Genomic DNA, 19,383 nt, shown 5'->3' with positions numbered 1-19,383 from the left:
GAAAGCATTGCTATACAAGGCTTTTAGCTTAAAATAATTCTTCAAGGCTCCTTTTATGGGGCTAAAGCTTACAAGCATTGGTATGAGAGGATTTTAGGTATCTTGGGTCTTGGCTTCCCATAGCCAGACCGGAAGAGCCAAAACTCAAAACTTTCTGCAACCCACTACATTGGGCGCGGAAACCGCGCCCCTACGAGATATTCAATTCAAAACTCAAAACTCAAAACTCAAAACTCAAAACTCAAAATTCCCCCACCTAAGTCCGACTAATGACTGATAGCCCTGCCACCACCACAGACGGGGTATAGCAACCGCCGTTCCATTCGCCATCATTGCCTAGGGCTAGCAGATTGAGTAGGGCGGTGTAGACATTGCCCGCGACCATGGTGTCCTTCACCCGTCCCTGGATGGTGCCGTGGTGGATGCGGTAGCCCAGATCCACATTGATGGAGAAGTCGCCGGATATACCTGCTCCATCCCCCAGCATTTGGTCCACGATGATGGCCTCATCTAGACTCTGGATCAACTGCTCCAGGGATTGATCTCCTGGGGCGACCAAAGTATTGAACAGCCCCGGTGTGGGATAGCTGCCTAAATCGGGGCGAAAACCATTGCCCGTAGACCCGCCACCCAAGGCGCGGCCCACGGTGCAATCGGTATAGAACAGGCGCAGGGTGCCCTGGTCAATAAACACCAGGGATTGGGTGGGGTTGCCTTCGTCATCGAAGGGGCAGCTAAAGGGGCCAGATTCGGGATCTTGGGAAATGGTGAGGGCGGGGGCGGTGACCACTTCCCCTAGACGATCGCTCCAGGGGGAAGAACTTTCGATGACTCGCTTGCCACTGAGGGCCGCCTGCACCGTCCCCCACAGCATGTCTGCGGCTTTGGCGGTGAAGAGGACGGGGACTCGTCCTTGGGGAGCGGAGACGTTATCTTCGGCCCAGGCCAGCCGCTGCAAGACCTGCTGGGCTAGGGCGTGGGGGTCAAGGCAGTCCCGTCGGGTTTGACCATCTCCAACGCTAAGGAAATCGTCGCCCCGCACCCGCTCCGCCGAGAGATAGCCGTTCAGGGTGGTATCCGCATAGCTGTAGTCCAGCCCTCGGGAATTGACGATGCGGGTGGTTTCCACGTCGCATTCCAACTCCGCTTCGCAGATTACATCGGGGTAGGCGGTGCGGATTTGGGCGATGGCCTCTTGGCCCCAGTCCACAAGCTGGGCCACCGCTACGGGAGTGCCCACGTCGGGATAGCGCTGGATCTGCCCTGCCCGCATTTCAATCGCCTCGGCAACATTGAGATGGCTAATGGCCAGGGCTTTTTCTACCAGGGCTTGGGGTTGAATTGGGCCGTGGGCTACGGCAATACCGGGGCGACCCTGGTGCCATAGGCGCAGGGCGGTACCTTCGACCTGATTGCTCTCTAGCTGCTTGAGGCGGTTGGCTTCAAAGTACACGGGTTGGGAGGCGGCCCGAGACTGGAAGACTTCGGCGGCCTCTGCCCCTGCTTGGTGGGCAAGATCCAAGAGTTGTTCTGGCAGGGTTTCCCAGTGCGTTGCTGCCCCCATGTGGTTCCTGATTGCTCCGCCTGTCACACCTCTACACCTCCCCATCATCTCGGAAAGGGTGACATTTCCGACAAAAAATTGGGGCAGGTCTGGGGACAAGTTTGGTCTCAGGGGTGATGGGGTGATGGGGTGATGGGGTGATGGGGTAAATCCCGTAGGGGCGGGTTTGGCTCGGATCTAATGGGGAATCCGGGATGGGAGGCTCAAAACCCGCCCTGCTGTCGCCGGGTGACCCGGATTGGGGGAGTGGGGGAGCTGGTGAAAATCCCTGGTCTTACCTCAGGGTCCGGTGACAGCGCTAGACTGGGCAAGGGCCGCGATGGTCATTGGTGTAGCCGCCCCTAGGGGGCTAGACCGGCCCCAGTAGACCATCGTGGATTCGGATTCTAGACCTAGACAGTAGACCAGTAGGACCGCAGTAAACCAACCATGCCAACCATTCAGGACATTGCCACCGCCGCTGAGAAGGCTGCTAAAACCCTCGGCATTAGCAAGTACGACGTGTATGGGTCGGCGGTAGACGAGACCAGTGTGCAAGTCGATAAGGGGGAACCCAAGCAGGTTAAGGCGTCTCAGCGCTCCAGCGTGATTGTGCGGGTCTGGAATGATGAGGGATTACTGGGGGTGACCACTACGACTGATGTGGATGGGGCGGGTTTGAAGCTAGCACTGGAAACGGCTCAGGAGGCCAGTGCCTTTGGGGCTAAGGAACATATTCCCGACTTTAGTCCTGAGGCTACGGCTCCCTTGGCTGAGGTGATGGTGGAAAAGGTGCCTGCGGCTCCAGTACCGGCCCTAGTGGAAACCCTGGTGGCGGCGGAGGCGGCTCTCTTGGCGGCCCATCCTGCGATCGCGGCGGTTCCCTATAATGGTCTGGCCCAGCGCCAGGTGGATAAGTTCTATCTCAACAGCGCCGGAGCCCTGCGACAGGATAGCCGCTCCTACGCTTCGATTTACCTCTATACCAAGACGGAGCAGGAGGGGCGTAAGCCGAGATCGGCGGGGGCCATGCGGGTGCAACCGGGGCTGAATTCTCTGGATGTGCAGGGTTGCCTCCAGGAAGCCCAGGAAAAAACCATTAGCCATCTGGACTACCGTGGCATCGAGTCGGGCAAGTATCTGGTGGTGTTTTCCGCTGAAGCTTTTCTGAGTTTGTTGGATGCCTTTTCTAATCTCTTCAATGCCCAGAGCATTCTGGATAACCGCAGTCTCTCTACGGTGGAGTCTCTGGGAACTGCGATCGCAGTTCCCCTGCTGTCGGTCTATGATGATGCCCTCCACCCCGACAACATCAGCATCGAAACCTTTGACGGCGAAGGCACCCCCACGCGGCGTTTGCCCATTATTGAAGCGGGGGTGCTGACCCACTTTCTCCACAGTGCGGGTACTGCCAAGCGGCTCAATACCCAGCCGACGGGCCACGCTTCCATTGGAGCCAAGGTGAGTGTCGGCCCCAGTTTTTACCATGTGCTGGCAGCCCAACCCTCGACCTCTTCCCTGAGCTTAGAGACCGCCGAAAATGTGGTGTACATCGACGATGTGCAGGCACTCCATGCGGGGGTCAATGCCCTCCAGGGATCTTTTTCCTTGCCCTTTGATGGTTGGCTGGTGAACCAGGGGGAAAAGGTCAGTATTGAGTCCGCTACTGTAGCCGGGGACTTCCGGGATCTGCTCAAGTCCATTGTCCACATCGAAGCGGAACCGGAGATTACCCCCGGTGGTGTCTGTCCTCGAATTTGGGTGGAGGCTCTGTCTATTACGGGTGAAGGTTAGGGCTAGGTGTTGAGAAGTCTAGGTCAGGGCAAAGTGCGATCGCATAAAATCCCCAGGGTTTCCCGGAAAGGTACATATCCGTACTCAGGGCGCGATCGCGCCTCTTTCTGGGAGAACCACACCCATGGCCTTCTTTCGTTTTCCGACTAAAAAGCGTCCCGCACCTCAAGGCTTCGGCCCCCAAACCTCAGCCCCTACGTCTCTGCTGGGCCAAACCTTCATCCTAGAGCCCATCCTCACCCCCAGCGGCCTCCTAGATACCGGCAGCGATAATGATGCGCTCAGCGATCTAGATACGATCCCAATTCCTGAGATTGATGGCGATGGTGACCTGACTGGCCTGAATAATGATTTCGCCTTTGCCAGTCGTGATGTCGCCGCCGAAGACGCTGACATTCCCTTTGTGACCTCAGAAGGTATTGGCGATGATGGCGAGCTGAGCGACGGTTTTGTCCCAGATGGCGACGATGACTATGGCTTTGGTTTCCCCGGCAGCGATCTGCCGTTGGACTTTGATAGCCCCCAGTTTGAGTCCGGTGTCTTCATCGTCGGCGACAGCGGCGCAGTCACCATCGACTATCTCTTCGACGGCGGCAGCTACCAGGGCGAACTAGCCATCTTTAGCCTGGAGGGGATGGAGGAGTTTGAACTGGGCTCTGAGGACTTCATCCGCGAAGCCGCCCGCCGCGCCCTCACTGGCACCGAAGAAGGCCACATCGTCATCCGCGATCGCCTGGAAGGTGCCCGCTTTGGGGAATACAATCCCAAGCTGGATCAGTGGAACTCGGGGGATTACCTGGGAGCCAAGACCTTTCAGATGAAGGCGGGGGATGAATTCGGCCTCATGCTGGTGCCCAGGGGCCGGGTCTGGAGCGCTTTCAATAACCCGAGTGTTGGTAGCAGCGGCACACCGCTGTTCTCGATGTCCACGGCGAACCCCGATGATATGTTCGCCATGGGCCAAATCGCTGATGTCTTCGGTGATGGCAACACTTTTGTCTTTGAAGACATGCGCGTCGATGGCAAATCAGATCTGGACTACAACGACATTGTGTTCCAAGTGCGGGGAGCCACCGGCACCGCGATCTACATGGGTGATGTGGTTAATACTGATTTGGACTGGCGCACTACGGATATCGGACAATCCATTAGGGCTTATACCGATGCAGCAGTGACCTGGGCTGACGCAGACTTCTCCCTGGGATTCACCGCCCCCCTAGAGCAGCAGCCCCTCATAGGCATTATTGACACGGGCTTCAGCGGCGATAATCCTGACATTGACTACTCCCGAATTGTCCATGGACGTGACTTGATAGGTGGTGATAATAACCCCTTGTTGTCCCCAGGCGAAGGCAATGAGCATGGCACCCATGTTCTGGGTATCATCGGCGCTACCCGTGATAACGACCTCGGCATTGACGGTATCAACGACCAAGCCCCGCTTTGGCTAGAGCGTTCTATTGGGTCGGGACAGTGGGCTGACTCTCTGGCTAAGTTTGTAACCCAGTTTATTGAGTCTGATCAGCCCAATGGCATTGTTAATCTCAGCCTGGATCTGACCCAAATCAATGCTGATGGCAGCATGACCACCCGTTATGAACTCACACCTCAAGAACGGATGGCACTGGAATTTGCCCGCCAGCATAATGTCGTTGTCGTCGTCGCAGCGGGTAATGACGGTGGGGTCATGTCTGCCCTAGGGCAGGCCGCCCAAGAATTTGACAACATTATTACCGTTGGGGCTAGCGATGGTCTTGACCGGGCAGAGTACTCCAGCTATGGTGCTGGCCTCAGTATTTTGGCCCCTGGGGGCACCCTAGATAATCCTAAGCTCTCCACCGTTGGCGATGGTCTCGGTTCTATGCATGGCAGCTCGGTAGCTGCGGCTAAGGTGACTGGGGTGGTGTCGCAAGTATGGGCGGCGAACCCAGAGCTGAGCTATCGCCAGGTGATTGAAATTCTGCAACAGACGGCGCGGGATCTGGGCACCCCCAACTGGAACCCCGAAACGGGTGCTGGACTGGTGAATATGGCCGCCGCCGTCTACATGGCCAAGGCAGCCGCACCCCAGAGTCACCATGCCCCAGCCTCTCTGATTCCTGAAACCTGGAGTGGCGATGGGATTGTCACTCCCTTTGAAAGGGCCGTCCAACATCCCATTGTGGCCGAGACATTTACGGGTTCTCCCACTCCCAGCATTGGGACAGCCTATCGCTACACCCCCGTACATAACAATCGGGTGCCTAGTCCTTTTCCTGGGGCTACTTACCTTGCAGAATCAATCGGTAAGTCATTGACATTCAACGCTTGGACCTATGGCGAACGAATCACTTGGAATAACAACCCACCCAACGAACTGTGGTATCGCATTAACTACAACGGTACAAACTACTGGATGCCTGCGGCTTACCTTGCGGGTGCCCCAGCCAGCAACCCCCCTCGACTAGCGCCTCCAGCATCGAACCCTAACCCCTCCCCGCAGCCTGTAAATGTGCCCATTAATGTGGGGTCTGCTAATTACCGCAACGGCAACCTGAATCCCTTTGCCTGGAATTCGGCGCTGATTGGTCAATGTACCTGGTACACCTATGGGCGGATGCGGGAAACGGGGTTGCTGCCCGCCAATGTTGGGAATCGTTTCCTGGGCCATGCTGCTAACTGGGCGCAGGATGCTCGTACTTTGGGATTACCTGTTACCTCAACGCCGACACCCGGAGCCCGTGGCATCGTCGTCTGGCCCCCTGGTGTCCAAGGCGGTCATGCTCGCTTTGGACATGTGGCTTTCCTGGAGGAGGTCTATCCCGATGGCCGCATCCGTATTTCTGAATCCAACTGGGCCGGACGACCGGCTGGGAGTAGCCGGATTCTGACTCCGGCTCAGTACAACGGACTTCAGTTTGTCCAGTTGGAAAATGCATCGACTCCTACAGTACCCGTCACTCCTCCCCCACCACCAGGACGGTACCAGCAATATGTGGTGCAACGTGGGGATACCCTATGGGGCATTGCTCAGCGCTATCTGGGCAATGGTAATCGCTGGCGTGAGATCGTGAAATCTCCAGGAGGCGCTAGCTTCACGGATGCTGAGGCCAGAGTTCTGCAAATTGGCCGTACGGTTTATATTCCTGTCACCCAACAGGTGGGAACTGGGCAGCCTGTGGTTCCGACACCACCGACGCCTAATCCTGCCCCAGTCCAGACCCGGCCTGGTCACGTCAATGCCAATGTGGGGAATTTGTCTCTGAATATGCGGCGGGGGGCATCTACTGGCCATGGTGTGATTCGGACATTGCCTCGGGGAACGAATCTGACCATTCTGAGAACTGTGAGCGGCGGTAGCTACTCTACACCAAACGATACTCGCTCTGACTGGCATGAGGTGCGAGTGGGCAATCAAACCGGCTTTGTGGCTGCTTACTACATTGGTTCCGGTCATCAGAACTCTGGTCCCTCTCCATCAAGTGGCCAGCCTGCTACTGTGATGTCCTTGGCTCAGTTTGATCAGTGGCGGAACCGGCCTGAATATACCTCTCGCAATCCTTTCCCAGCTAAGGGAATGAACTGTACCTGGTACGCCCATGGCCGGATGTTGCAACTGGGGTATAGCAAACATGCCTTGGATAGTATGCTGGGCAACGCTGGCACTTGGGACAACACAGCTAGTCGAGGAGCGCGAGTGGTAAGCAGTCCACAGGCACCCTCAATTGCACTCTGGGAAGCAAGGGTCGGCGGCGCTGGTTCGGTAGGCCACGTTGCGGTTGTTGAGCGTATTAATGCGGATGGTTCCATTGTGATTTCCGAGTCCAATTGGAACGGGCAACGCTATAACGTGCGGACTATCCAACCTGGCTCATCTCAATGGCCTAGCAAGTTCATCACGGTGCCGAGAGCATAGTAGATAGTGCCAGGTGAGCATTGCCCACCTGGCAGTTTTAGTCAGCGATCGCACTTTTCAATCCCACACATCCACATCCCCAGTGGCGGTATTGAGCGAGATGGGTAGACGCGATGGTCTGCGACCGGCCCAAGGCCATCGCCCCACCCAAAATCTCACGCCGCGATCGCAGTGGCAGGGCTGAGAGAATTTGGTGTTACCTGAGGCGGCTGCATCGCTATAGGCATCTACAATAGGGGTACAGATGTTTGAACTGATGGCTTAAAGGGTGACAGTTTCGCGAGAACCCTGCGGTTGCGTGTTTGTCTGAGATCACGCCGAAGCCTTCCCCCCTCATCGTCATAAGGGTGGAGGCTGACCTTGATTGAGCGCCAGAGTCGTTACTGGGTCGCCGCCCACACTGGCTACAAATCTAAATTTCATGGGGGAACCCCAATGATGTCTCCAGTTCCCACGGCCACCATTGCCCCGGCTATTTTTCATGGACACCAGATCACCAAGACCTACCAGATGGGAGAGGTAGCGGTTCACGCTTTGCGGGCGGTGGATCTGGATCTGTACGAGGGAGAGTTCGTGGTGTTGCTGGGGCCATCGGGCAGCGGCAAATCTACCCTGCTGAACATCCTGGGGGGGCTGGATATCCCCACCAGCGGGGAGGTGTATTTTCGTCAGCAAAATCTGAGCCTAGGGGGTGACCGCCTGCTGACTCGGTTTCGGCGGGAGTCCATCGGCTTTATTTTCCAGTTCTACAATCTAATCCCCAGTCTGACGGCACGGGAGAATGTGGCCCTAGTAACGGACATTGCCCCCCGCCCGATGAAGCCGGAGGTGGCCCTGGATCTGGTAGGGCTGGGAGATCGGTTGGATCACTTTCCCTCGCAGTTATCTGGGGGGCAGCAGCAGCGGGTGGCGATCGCCCGCGCCATTGCCAAGCGCCCAGAAGTGCTGTTCTGCGACGAGCCGACGGGGGCGCTGGACTTTAGCACTGGCAAGCTGGTGCTGGAGGTACTGGCGCGGGTGAACCAGGAGTTGGGGACTACGGTGGTGATCATTACCCACAATGCTGGGATCGGGGCTATGGGCGATCGGGTCATCACGATGCGAGATGGTCAGATCCACACCATTGAACAGAATGATCGGCGGGCTAGTCCTGACGAGTTGGAATGGTAGGGAAATCGATGGATTACGGCTCGCCCTGATCCTTATACAGACTTGTTCAAATTTTGTCTGCCACCGCCGATTTGCTTACAGGGTGACACCCCCCCCTACCAGTTCCAAGTCCACTTTGGCTTTCCCTCCCCCAGTTGCGGTCTCACTCGCTCCTTTCTAGCTCTAGTTCGGGGAGATCTGAAGACAGCAATGCAATTCCACGCCTTTGGGCCGCTGATCTTTGCAGGATTTCTCACCATTCTCACGACAGCGGTGCTGGAGTTGCGATCGCGGCGATCGCTGATGAAGATCTACGCCTTTCTGCTCAACTGGCGCGGCCTCGTGCTAATCACAGCCACCTACTTGGGTTACTACCTCCTACGGCTGTGGGTCCGTTATGGAGCAGGCGATTTACCCTGGGGGCTAGACCAAACCGCCCTGTGGCGGTTTGTCAAGATCGGAGCCAAGGCCCTTTAAACCTTGCCCTAGACCATAATTTAGAGCAATCATCCTACTGACCTATCAACCCTGGAGGCAAGCGCACGTTAAAGGTTGTACCTTCCCCCAGGGTTGAGTCGAAGTTGATTTCGCCCTGGTGATATTTGGTAACAATTTGATGACTAGTGGGCAACCCCATACCAGTACCGCTGCCCACAGATTTAGTGGTAAAGAACGGCTCAAAAATCTTGGTCTTGACCCGCTCCGTCATACCCATGCCATTATCTTGCACCGAAATTGAAACCATTCCAGACTCATCCTGATGGGTGGTAATTACAATTACTCCTTGATAGGTTGAATTTCTTTCAATTTGTTGACGTTCTTCAATGGCATCAATCCCATTCACCAACAAATTCATGAAAACTTGATTCAGCAAACCAATATGACATTCAAAATTAGACAGATTGCCATAGTTTTTGATAATCTTTATTTCCGCATTCCCTGATCGGCCATTTAGCTGGTTTTGCAAAATCATTAGGGTGCTGTCAATATTTTCATGAAGATCAACCGCTTTGAGTTGGGCTTCATCCAACCGAGAGAACGTCCGCAGAGATTTAACAATATCTCGAATTCGAGAAGCTCCTGTTTTCATGGATTCGAGAGTTTTCGGCAAATCATCGACAATAAAGGGCAGATCCAACTCTGTCACTAAGTCGATTAGCTCTGGGGTCGGCTGTGGGTAGGTATTTTGATAAGCCCGAATAATGTCCAATAAATTATTCGCATACCCTGCCAGGGGTTCTAGATTGCCATAGATAAAGCTCACGGGATTGTTGATCTCATGGGCAATACCAGCGACCAATTGCCCCAAGCTAGACATTTTCTCGGCTTGAATCAATTGCACTTGCGTCTCTTGCAACTCTTGATAGGCGGTTTTGAGTTCCTGAGTTTGGCGTTGTGCAGTTTGGTAGAGGTCAGCCTGTTGAACTGCGATCGCAATTTGCGTCCCCAGACTTTCTAACAGGTCAATTTCATCGGCTTGCCATCCTGGCCTCCCTGCAACTCGCCCTAGCTCTAGACACAGCCGTTCACCAGACGTTTGAATGGGTACCATCAAGTACCGGGTAATGCCTACTGATTCACAGAAGCGGTCAATGCCCGGATCATAGACTTCTCCAAGGTTTTCCCGATCAAAGGTGAACACTTGATTCCTGAGCAATGCTTGATGATAAGCAGGGAATTCCGCTAGATCATAAGTTCCCAGCCAACTTGCCATCTCTGGGCGACGGTTTTCCCGTATTACTTCGGAGTAGGGATGACCATTCTCCTTCCAGTAGCGGACACAGGTGCAAATATCCACCTCAATTTGGTTGAAGACAGCATCTACTGCGGTCTCAATAATCTGATCGAGGTCTAGGGACTGGCGAATCTGATGGCTGAGATCGTTGAGGAGTTGCGTGCTGCTTAAGAGGGCTTCTAGTTTAGCCTGGGCTTCAACCCGCTCTGTAATGTCTCGCGCTGCGGCATAAATCAGCTCACCTTGGGGCACAGACAGCCATTCAATATGGCGATAGGTTCCTGCCTTGGTGCGATAGCGATTGGTGAACTTAATCACAGTCTGCCCTTCATCTAGGGTGGAAACAGCCGCGAGGGTATCGTCAATGTCCTCAGGGTGAACAAAATTCAGGAAGACTTGCCCTTCTAATTCCGCAGATGGATAACCCAGAATATCTTGCCATGCCTGATTAAGGCGACGGAAATGACCGCCAGTATCGGCAATACAAAGGAGGTCAAGGGAAATGGTAAAAAAGCGTTCCAGTTCTAGCTCGGCCACCCGGCGGTCGGTGATATCCATGACGACCCCAAAGAGTCGCACTGCTTGGCCTCCCTGCAACTCTAGTTCAGTCCGGCAATTGATGTGGCGAACTGTGCCGTCAGGGTGAACAATGCGGTGATCAAAGTTCTGGGACACACCTTGGCTAGCAATAGTGAGCTGGTCTACAGCCTGGGCTCGATCTTCGGGATGAATGTAATCAACATATTCCTCGAAGTTTGGTTCTCCTTGCTCTAATGAACGACCGAAGATCTGAAACACTTCTGCTGACCAACTAATCGTCTGATTCACCAGATCACAGGACCAGTGACCGAGTTGGGCAATATCTTGGGCTTTTCTGAGTTGGGCACTGACCTCCGTGAGCGCAAGTTCGATTTGTTTGCGATCGCTAATATCCGTAAATGTACCAATAAATCGCAGCGGATGTTCTGACTCATCCCATTCCACTACCCGCCCCTTGGCACAAATCCATTTATAGAGGCCATCTTTGCAGCGGATGCGATGTTCATTTTCATACATCGACGTTTTGCCTTGCAGATGTTGTGCCATACCCATCTTGGCAATTTCCAAATCTTCAGGGTGAACACGACTCTCCCACTCGGTGACGCTAGGCTGAGGCTCATATTCGTGGATATGACCCAGTAACTGTTTCCACTGCTCATCAAAGAGCATCTCATCGCTCTGAATATCCCAATCCCATAGGCCAATATTTGAGGAGTCAAGGGCCAGTTGTAGCTGGAGTTGAGTCTTATTTAACGCTTGAGTATTGAAGTCTAATGCTTGCCTTAAAGCCTGGGCTAGGTTATCCACCTCTTGATACAGTTGAGCATTTTCCAGGGAAATAGCTGCTTGGGTACAGAGGAAGCTAAGAGCCGCAGTGCGTTCATGGGTAAAAACCCCACGAGTTAGGGAATTTTGTAGATATAAAATACCGATACAGCGACCCTGATTTAGAATTGGTAAACCCAATATGCTTTGAGGCTGTTGCGTTTGCAGATAGTCATCTAAGACTGGCAGATTAGTTTCTAAATTGTCGATGACAACTACTTCTTGAGTATTTCTGACATATTGAATTAGCTTGGTAGGCAGAGTGGTGTTGTGATCGAGTGTTTCCGTACAAAGACGAGTTTCCTGCTGGGTGGAAATCGCCCGTACCTGCCAAATACCTGTATCCTTGGGAAGGATTAGAGCACATAAATCGCCCCCAGAATTTTGCAAAATAATTTGGGTAAGCTGATGCAGGAGCTCATCTAACTTGAGTGTGCCAGAAAGAGTTTGGGAAGCCTGTAAAATATTAGCAAAGTCAAAAGTTTGATTGAAGTTGTGTTGCCCTGTATCAGAGCCAGACTCAGAATTAAAAGAAGTTTTCTGCTGTGTAATCGTCATCAGATTAGAAAACACATCAGAGACAGGGGCGGAGGGCTTTAGGATGGGACGTAATAAGTCATGATAGAGAGTCTCCAAGTCCAATACTTTGGCCTTTGCCCCCCAGCGGGAATAACAATAATAGGCGTCTTGCATATAGCCTGCCGCCACTCTTTCTTTACCCCAGGCTAGGTAAAACTTGGCTGCAAGTTCATTGGCAATTGCTTCCTCTTGCAGGTAGCCGTTGTCTTTTGCAGCAGCAATGGACTGATCATATTTTTCTAGAGCTTCATAGCGTTGACCCAGCACCCGACAATGCTCTGCTTCTACCAGTCTTAACTTGTGCAAATAATTGCTGGGGGCTAGATCTGCCCACCCTTGAAGCTTCTCTAGGTGGCGTTGCAGCCGCTGATGAATGGCAGGCGACTCATCATCATCAGTCCGCTGCGTACCCGCTAATTGTGCTAGGGAATCATAAAAAGGCAGCAAAGCACTGACAAACAAACCGGGCACACCATCTAGGTATTGTTCTGCGATCGCAGCTTCAGCAATGGCTTGATCGTATTTGCCAAATAGGAAAGAGAGAATCAGTTTATTAACATGGAGATGGTAAATTGCAGGGCGATCATTGACTTGTAAATGTTGAGCCCGCATTTGTGTTTCATCATAGCTAGAGCCCACCAAGCAATCCGGATTTTCACTATTACCGATTAAGTTCAGAACTGCTTGATGGTACATCTGGTGATAGCGCAAGGCAGTCGTCTGTTTCAGACGAGTGATCGCGGCTCCATGGCTAGCCAATTCCTTTTCTAGGTCAAGAAGTTCTTTCCCAGAGCAATAGGCATAAAAGCCATAACCAAAGATGCACCATACAGCCCACTCCACATCACCCGTGGCTAACCCAGTCTCATAGCCCTTCAAAAAAGACTTGAGCGTCATCTGCAACGGGTCTTGCCAATGTCTAATGCAGTTATTAAAGATGCCTTCAATTTTGGCACAGAGTTGTGGCGCATTCAGCTTATCCATTAAGGCCAAACCCAGTTTTCCAAACTGATAGCTGCGCTCAACAACCCCAGTAAAGGCACAAAGAATTAAGCCATAGCTGGCATAGGCAAAGGCTGATAATTCCGTATTACCATACTGCCAAGACAACTCAACTTGTTGACAAATGGTCAAAGGCAAAAGTAAGGGACGCCCATTATATGCAGCTCCAAACATGCTAGACAAAATTCGCATTTTTGCCTGAGCCCAGTCATCAGTCATCAGCGGCAGATCAACCAAGTCCGGGGGCGAAATTTCCGCTAATAGAGCATGGGTTCCACCCAGAGCTGCCCCCACATCTTCTGGCGTAGGATTATCCGGCAAGTCAATCCCCAATTCACCCAGAATAACCAGGGCTGTCTCGATGCCTAAGCCAAGTTGATTTTGAGCCACACAGGCTTGAATCTTAGCCTCATAGATGGGGACTCGATCTAACACAGTTTTAGCTTGTTGCAGACTGATTTCAGCCCACTGTTCCATCTGCTCAAAGTCAGCATTGAGGTAGCAAGCCTCTACCATTTCGCGATGTAGAGCTAGCGTTAGCGCATATTCCTGCTGCCAATCATCCGTAGGTAATAGCTCGATACCAATGCTCAGATACTCAAGGGCCGCACCGTAAGCGGTTGCGGCTTTAGCCTTACGAGCAGCCCGCAAATTAAACTGGGATAACTCAGTCCGTTGGGTGGCTGCTGTCACCAGGGTACGGCTGAGATTTACATGGTTGATGATGGCAAAAAGCCGCTCTTCCTGCTCCGATTCTGTCAGGTTTTGCTGAAGTAAGGTAGCGATGCGATAATGGGTTTGTTGCTTTTGCTCTGCTGGAATCAGAGAGTAGCTAGCTTGCTGAATCCGATCATGGAGAAAACGGTAGTTAACCTGTCCAGAAAAATCATCCTTCGGGGCTGAGTTGTAATCCGACTGGCTATCGTTCCCATAAAACCGATAGATCTTATTGGTTGGTAAAATGACTCCCGCTTGGAGGGCTGACCATAGGGCTGTAGCTACTTCAGTTTGAGATTGTTCCGAGACAATGCTGAGAGTTTTGAGGTCAAACTGTGCCCCAATACAAGCAGCAAATGTCAACTGGCCTTGGGTGGCTGCGGGCAGTTTTTGTAACTGCAACGCCATAAATTCCACCACATCATTGGTCAATGCGGCACTGTGCACCTGCACCAAGTCACATTGCCAATGGCGAGCGTTCTGGTCAAAGGTAATCAGGCTGTCTTGGTATAATGCTTTGAGAAACTGGGTAGCAAAGAAGGGGTTACCTTGGGTCTTCTGTATCACCAGTTCCGTCAACGGTTGCACAATTGCCTGTGGAGCATGAAAGGCATCGGCAATCAGGTGGCTTAGACTGTCGGCATCCAAGGGTCGCAGAACGATCGTCTGGAGAGATACCTCCGTTTTTCGTAACTCATTCACGGTTATGAGGAAGGGGTGTCCGGGAAACACTTCGTTATCTCGATAAGCTCCCAAGACCAACAGATATTTGCATTGAGCCTCTGTAAGCAGGCACTGCATTAAGCCCAAAGAGGCGAGATCTGCCCACTGGAGGTCATCAATGAAGATGACTAGGGGATGTTCTGGAGTAGTGAAGACCTGAATGAAGCTTTGAAACAGCAGGTTAAAGCGGTTTTGGGCAGCTTCACCCGATAGTTCCGGGGCGGGTGGTTGTGGCCCAATGATGCGTGCTAGTTCAGGGATTAAATCAATAATTACCTGGGCATTTCCCTCCAGTGCTCCTAGAATTTGCACTTTCCAGAGTTGCAATTGAGCATCAGATTCTGACAGTAACTGTCCCACGAGGTCGCGGAAAGCTTGAACAAAGGCAGAGAAGGGAATATTGCGATTAAACTGATCAAATTTGCCTTTGATGAAGTAGCCCCGTTGCCGCACGATGGGTTTGTGAACTTCGTTAATAACGGCGGTTTTGCCAATGCCGGAGAAGCCAGCCACCAGTAGTAACTCTGAGCTACCCTCGGCTACACGGTCAAAGGCTTGCAGCAGCGTTTGGACTTCTTTTTCTCGACCGTAGAGTTTTTCAGGAATGAGGAAGCGATCGCTGATATCTCGCTGGCCCAAGGGAAACGCGCTAATTTCACCCCGGTCTTGCCATTGACTCAGGCATTGGTGTAGATCCTGCTGAAGTCCCAGGGCGCTCTGGTAGCGGTCTTCAGCATTTTTAGCCATCAGTTTGGCCACGATCGCCGCCACCATGGCAGGCACCGCCCGGTTCACCTGATCAACCGGGGTAGGCATTTGAGCGAGATGGCTATGAATCATCCCTAAGGGATCATCACTGGAGAACGGCAGCTCACCCGTGAGCAGTTGATATAGGGTGACCCCCAGGGCATAGAAATCGGTGCGGTAGTCGATGCCCCGGTTCATGCGTCCGGTTTGTTCTGGGGCCAGATAAGCCAGAGTACCCTCTAGGCTCTGGGGACTTTGGAGGGTGGGGGTTTCTTTGGGCAAGAGGGAGGCGATGCTGAAGTCAATCAGTGTCACCTCCTTGGTTTCTGGATGAATCAGAATATTGGCAGGTTTAATGTCTTTGTGGATCACCCGCGCTTGGTGCAGGTCGTGGAGGATCGTAGCCAATTGCAGGCCAATGCTGAGGGTATCCGTCAGGGTCAGGGGGTGTTGCTGGGCATATTGCCCTAAATCGACCCCGCCAAAGTCTTCCATAATCAGGGCGTAGCCATTACCCCAGGGTTCTAGACCCAAGGGAGAGGTAATCCCTGGCACCGCTAGGTTTTGGGTGACTGCATATTGGTGGCGAAACTGAATCAGCTCGCCAAAGCTGGGATATTCCTGAGACAGAACTTTAATGATGACGCTCTGTTGGCTAGCGATGTCGCGCCCGCGATATACGGTGGTGCGATTGCCCTGGTAAATGGATTCCAAGGCGGTATAGCCAGCCAATTGAGAGAGGATCAAACTCGTCATAGGATAAATATCAAGGATGAATTGTGGAGCCAGAGGATTAGAATTATCAAGTAAAATTAGACCGCGATTAGTTGCTCAAACTCGTTACAGGGCAACTCAATAATGAATTCTGTTTTGCCCGGTTTTGAGTCACATTTAAGATACCCAGAGTGCTTTTGGGTAATGATTTGATAGCTGATGGAGAGCCCTAATCCAGTCCCTTTGCCAACGGCTTTAGTTGTAAAGAAAGGATCAAATAGTTTCTTTTGAACGTCTGTCGGAATGCCAATGCCATTATCTCGAATTACAACTTGAATCCATTGCTGATGGCAGCGCGTCTCAATTTCTATGTAGGCATCTTGGAGATTCTGGTTGACCATTGCTTCTTCTAAGGCATCAATAGCGTTAACCAGAATATTCATGAATACTTGGTTGATTTCCCCGGCATAGCAAGTTATGGAGGGAATATCCCCATAGCGACGAATAACTTGAATGGGCGATCGGTGGCCATGAGCCCGCAACCGATGCTCTAGGATAATCAGGGTACTGTCCAAGCCTTGATGTAGATCCACCGACTTGATGACCGCCTCATTCATACGTGAGAAATGTTTGAGGCTGCTGACAATAGTTGTGATTCGTTGAGAACCATTTTCCATGGAATTCAACAGGCGGGATACATCCTCCCTGAGGAAATCAAAATCGATTACTTGTCGATAGTGCTCAACTTTAAGATTGGGATGGGGTAAAACCTCTTGGTAGAGGTCAATCAATTTAATCAAATCGTGGATGTAATTTTTGGCGGGGTGGATATTGGCATGAATAAAATTGATTGGATTGTTGATTTCATGGGCAACCCCAGCAACCATTTGACCTAATCCAGCCATTTTCTCTGTTTGAATAAGTGTGGGCACCTGCTGTAATCGAGCCAGAGATTCCTCTGCCCATTGCTTGGCCTGACTTAGCTCCTGTTTTGAATGAATCAGATGTTGTAGTGTTTGATGATAGGTGGTAACACTAAAGAGCACAAAGAAGGAGCCACCAAAGAAAACCATTCCGGTCAGCAAGGTAACTAAATTAGTATTTTGCTCCCAAGTTAACCAGGCAGCTAAGGAATAGCCTCCCAAAAACATAATCATCAGAGAGTATAGAATCTTCCAATTGCGAGGAATGTGTTCCGGGGGAAATAGAAGTAGTAGATTCTGAGTTTTTCGGATGGATACGATCATGGTGATCGTGCCAGCTAGAATTAAGAATGTAGGCACCTCTTTAAAGAATGAAGCTTCCATAATGTTTATCCAGATTTATCCAGATCAATCTAAATATTTTTGATTTTCTACCTTCAGGGAAATCAATAGAGTTAATGCCTATCTGCCTTGAAGGCCCTAGAGCAACCCCATTTAATTTCTGAAAGCCATCGCAGCGTGGGTTGAGCCGCGTTTTAGACCTTGCCCAAGTCCAGAAGTGGAGTTTTCCCGGTGGGGAAACTCCCGATTTCGAGCTGGACTTGGTATGGATAGGATCTGCATTAGGAGGAAACCTACGAAAACGCTTGCTCAAGTGTCATGCAGGATCGTTCTATAGACGCACCAAGATAGCAACTATTTTTAGCCCCAACCTAAAGGTAGTGGAAGGTTGTGACAAACTTGTGGCAGGGGGTATTTCAGTGTTGTCGTCCTGTTCACGAAGCAAATCCTGAGGGGCCAGGGCGTGGAGTCGTACAATTGCAACCCATGCCCCTCCAGCTCTGAGCACTTTTCCCGGTATGGCATCCCGTGGCTGTGATGACCACCGCTGAAGAGAACCCGCTAATCTTCTAGAACTACGCTATGCCAGTCCTTGCGCTGGTCGCCGCTGAGGTCCAGCATGACGTGCTTGACGACGGTGAACTCCTCTAGGGCGTAGTGGGACATATCCTTACCAATGCCGCTCTGCTTGAAGCCACCGTGGGGCATCTCACTGCCCAGGGGTAGGTGGTCATTGATCCACACCGTGCCGCACTTCAGGGCGGCGGCCAGTCGCATGGCCCGTTGCACATTTAGGGTCCAGACACTCCCGGCGAGGCCGTAGGGTACGTCATTGGCGAGGTGAATGGCCTCCGCTTCGTCCTGGAAGCGATTTACCGTCACCACCGGGCCAAAGATTTCCTCCTGGACACAGCTTGCGGCCTGGGATGGCTCCACGAGGATCGTCGGCGGATAGAAAAATCCGGGTCCCTCAGGCAGGACGCCGCCGGTAGCGATGGTGATGCCCTGGTGGCGGGCGGCTTGGACGTAGCCGTCTACCTTTTGGCGCTGGGCCTCACTGACCAAGGGACCCAGGTCTGTCCCCTCCTCAAAGGGATGACCCAGCCGCACTTTTTGGGTCAGGGCGGTGAACCGCTCTAGGAAGGCGTCAAAGACGGCATCCTGCACATAGATGCGGGTAGCGGCGGTGCAATCTTGTCCTGTGTTCATGTAGGCGGCGGGGATAGCGCCTCGGGCGGCGGCTTCGATGTCGGCATCGGCAAACACGACAAAGGGCGCTTTGCCCCCCAGTTCCAGGGTTACCCGCTTCACCAGGGGCGTGGCGAGGGCCGCGACCCGCTGCCCGGTGCGGGTGCTGCCCGTGAAGGTGATCATGCCGATATCAGGATGGGTACAGAGGGCTTCGCCGACTTCTACATTGCCGGTGACGACGTTGATGAGCCCTGGTGGCAGGTCCGCCTCTAGGGCAATTTTGGCCAGTTCGATCGTGGTGATGGGGGTATTGGGGGCGGGCTTGATGACTACGGCATTCCCCGCTGCTAGGGCTGGCCCTAGTTTCCAAATCGCCATCATGAAGGGGTAGTTCCAGGGGGCGATGGCTCCGACGACGCCGATGGGTTCGCGGCGGGTGAAGCTGGTGTAGCCGCCGACGTATTCCCCGGCGGCGGATCCTTCTTGGCGGCGCACGACTGAGGCGAAGTAGCGGAGGTTGTCAATGGCAAAGGGAATGTCGCCGCCAGTGGTTAATTTCAGGGGCTTGCCCGCGTTCTGACTTTCTAGACGGGCGAGGCGATCGCTGTGGGCCTCTAGGGCGTCCGCCAGTTTCCAGAGGGCGGTGCTGCGCTCTCCCACGGATAGCGCTGCCCAGGCGGGTTGGGCTTCTTTAGCCGCTGCCACGGCGCGATCCACGTCTGCTGCTGTCCCCACTGCTACGGTGGCAAAGCTCTGGCCTGTGGCTGGATCGATCAGGGTTTGGCTGCCACTGGCAACGGTGTCGGCCCCAATCACCATGGGGTAGTGGGGCAGGGGTGTAGACGTTGACATGGCTTACCTCGGGGAAATCTGGGCACCAGACTACATATAGCCTGTCCCGACCCAGTCCGGCGCAGTCCGGCGCACTGAATTATGGGGAGACGGTGAAGAAAAGCAGATGAGG

The 19,383-nt window shown here is 52.9% G+C and carries 9 protein-coding genes; 5 read left to right on the top strand and 4 right to left on the bottom strand.

The genetic code is table 11. The features are described from left to right. Positions 1 to 256: 256 nt before the first annotated feature. The gene (locus LEP6406_RS0210765; RefSeq protein WP_008310954.1) at positions 257 to 1,564 is read right to left on the bottom strand and encodes a TldD/PmbA family protein; all 1,308 of its coding nucleotides are present in this window, start codon (positions 1,562 to 1,564) and stop codon (positions 257 to 259) included. A gap of 429 nt (positions 1,565 to 1,993) precedes the next feature. On the opposite strand from LEP6406_RS0210765, the gene LEP6406_RS0210760 reads away from it, so the two are divergent. The 5 genes from LEP6406_RS0210760 to LEP6406_RS30225 all read left to right on the top strand — a co-directional run bounded on the left by LEP6406_RS0210760 (position 1,994) and on the right by LEP6406_RS30225 (position 8,858). Beyond that, on the top strand, positions 1,994 to 3,337 hold the full coding sequence (locus LEP6406_RS0210760) for a TldD/PmbA family protein (protein WP_008310952.1): 1,344 nt from the start codon (positions 1,994 to 1,996) through the stop codon (positions 3,335 to 3,337). Positions 3,338 to 3,461: 124 nt separating this feature from the next. Further along, on the top strand, positions 3,462 to 7,232 hold the full coding sequence (locus LEP6406_RS30230) for a CHAP domain-containing protein (protein ID WP_027269041.1): 3,771 nt from the start codon (positions 3,462 to 3,464) through the stop codon (positions 7,230 to 7,232). Positions 7,233 to 7,245: 13 nt separating this feature from the next. Further along, positions 7,246 to 7,416: a hypothetical protein gene (locus LEP6406_RS32815; RefSeq protein WP_155834673.1), complete on the top strand. Its 171-nt coding sequence runs from the start codon at positions 7,246 to 7,248 to the stop codon at positions 7,414 to 7,416. A 251-nt stretch (positions 7,417 to 7,667) separates the two neighbouring features. Beyond that, positions 7,668 to 8,402, top strand: a complete 735-nt coding sequence (locus tag LEP6406_RS0210750; RefSeq protein ID WP_027269040.1) for an ABC transporter ATP-binding protein — start codon at positions 7,668 to 7,670, stop codon at positions 8,400 to 8,402. A 42-nt stretch (positions 8,403 to 8,444) separates the two neighbouring features. Next, positions 8,445 to 8,858: a DUF2752 domain-containing protein gene (locus LEP6406_RS30225; protein ID WP_051463668.1), complete on the top strand. Its 414-nt coding sequence runs from the start codon at positions 8,445 to 8,447 to the stop codon at positions 8,856 to 8,858. Between the two features lie 34 nt (positions 8,859 to 8,892). Here LEP6406_RS30225 and LEP6406_RS30220 read toward each other — a convergent pair whose 3' ends face one another. From LEP6406_RS30220 to LEP6406_RS0210730, 3 genes are all read right to left on the bottom strand, one after another. After that, complete coding sequence (locus tag LEP6406_RS30220; protein WP_008309376.1) at positions 8,893 to 16,005, bottom strand: AAA family ATPase; 7,113 nt, start codon at positions 16,003 to 16,005, stop codon at positions 8,893 to 8,895. A gap of 56 nt (positions 16,006 to 16,061) precedes the next feature. Further along, positions 16,062 to 17,270 carry a sensor histidine kinase gene (locus LEP6406_RS0210735; RefSeq protein ID WP_008309378.1) on the bottom strand — a complete coding sequence of 403 codons (1,209 nt, stop codon included), beginning with the start codon at positions 17,268 to 17,270 and terminating at the stop codon, positions 16,062 to 16,064. A 519-nt stretch (positions 17,271 to 17,789) separates the two neighbouring features. After that, complete coding sequence (locus tag LEP6406_RS0210730) at positions 17,790 to 19,271, bottom strand: aminobutyraldehyde dehydrogenase (protein WP_008309380.1); 1,482 nt, start codon at positions 19,269 to 19,271, stop codon at positions 17,790 to 17,792. Between the last annotated feature and the right edge of the window lie 112 nt (positions 19,272 to 19,383).

The sequence above is a fragment of the Leptolyngbya sp. PCC 6406 genome (genome assembly GCF_000332095.2).
Lineage (GTDB): Bacteria > Cyanobacteriota > Cyanobacteriia > Phormidesmidales > Phormidesmidaceae > PCC-6406.
This window is presented reverse-complemented; position numbering and strand designations above follow the sequence as displayed.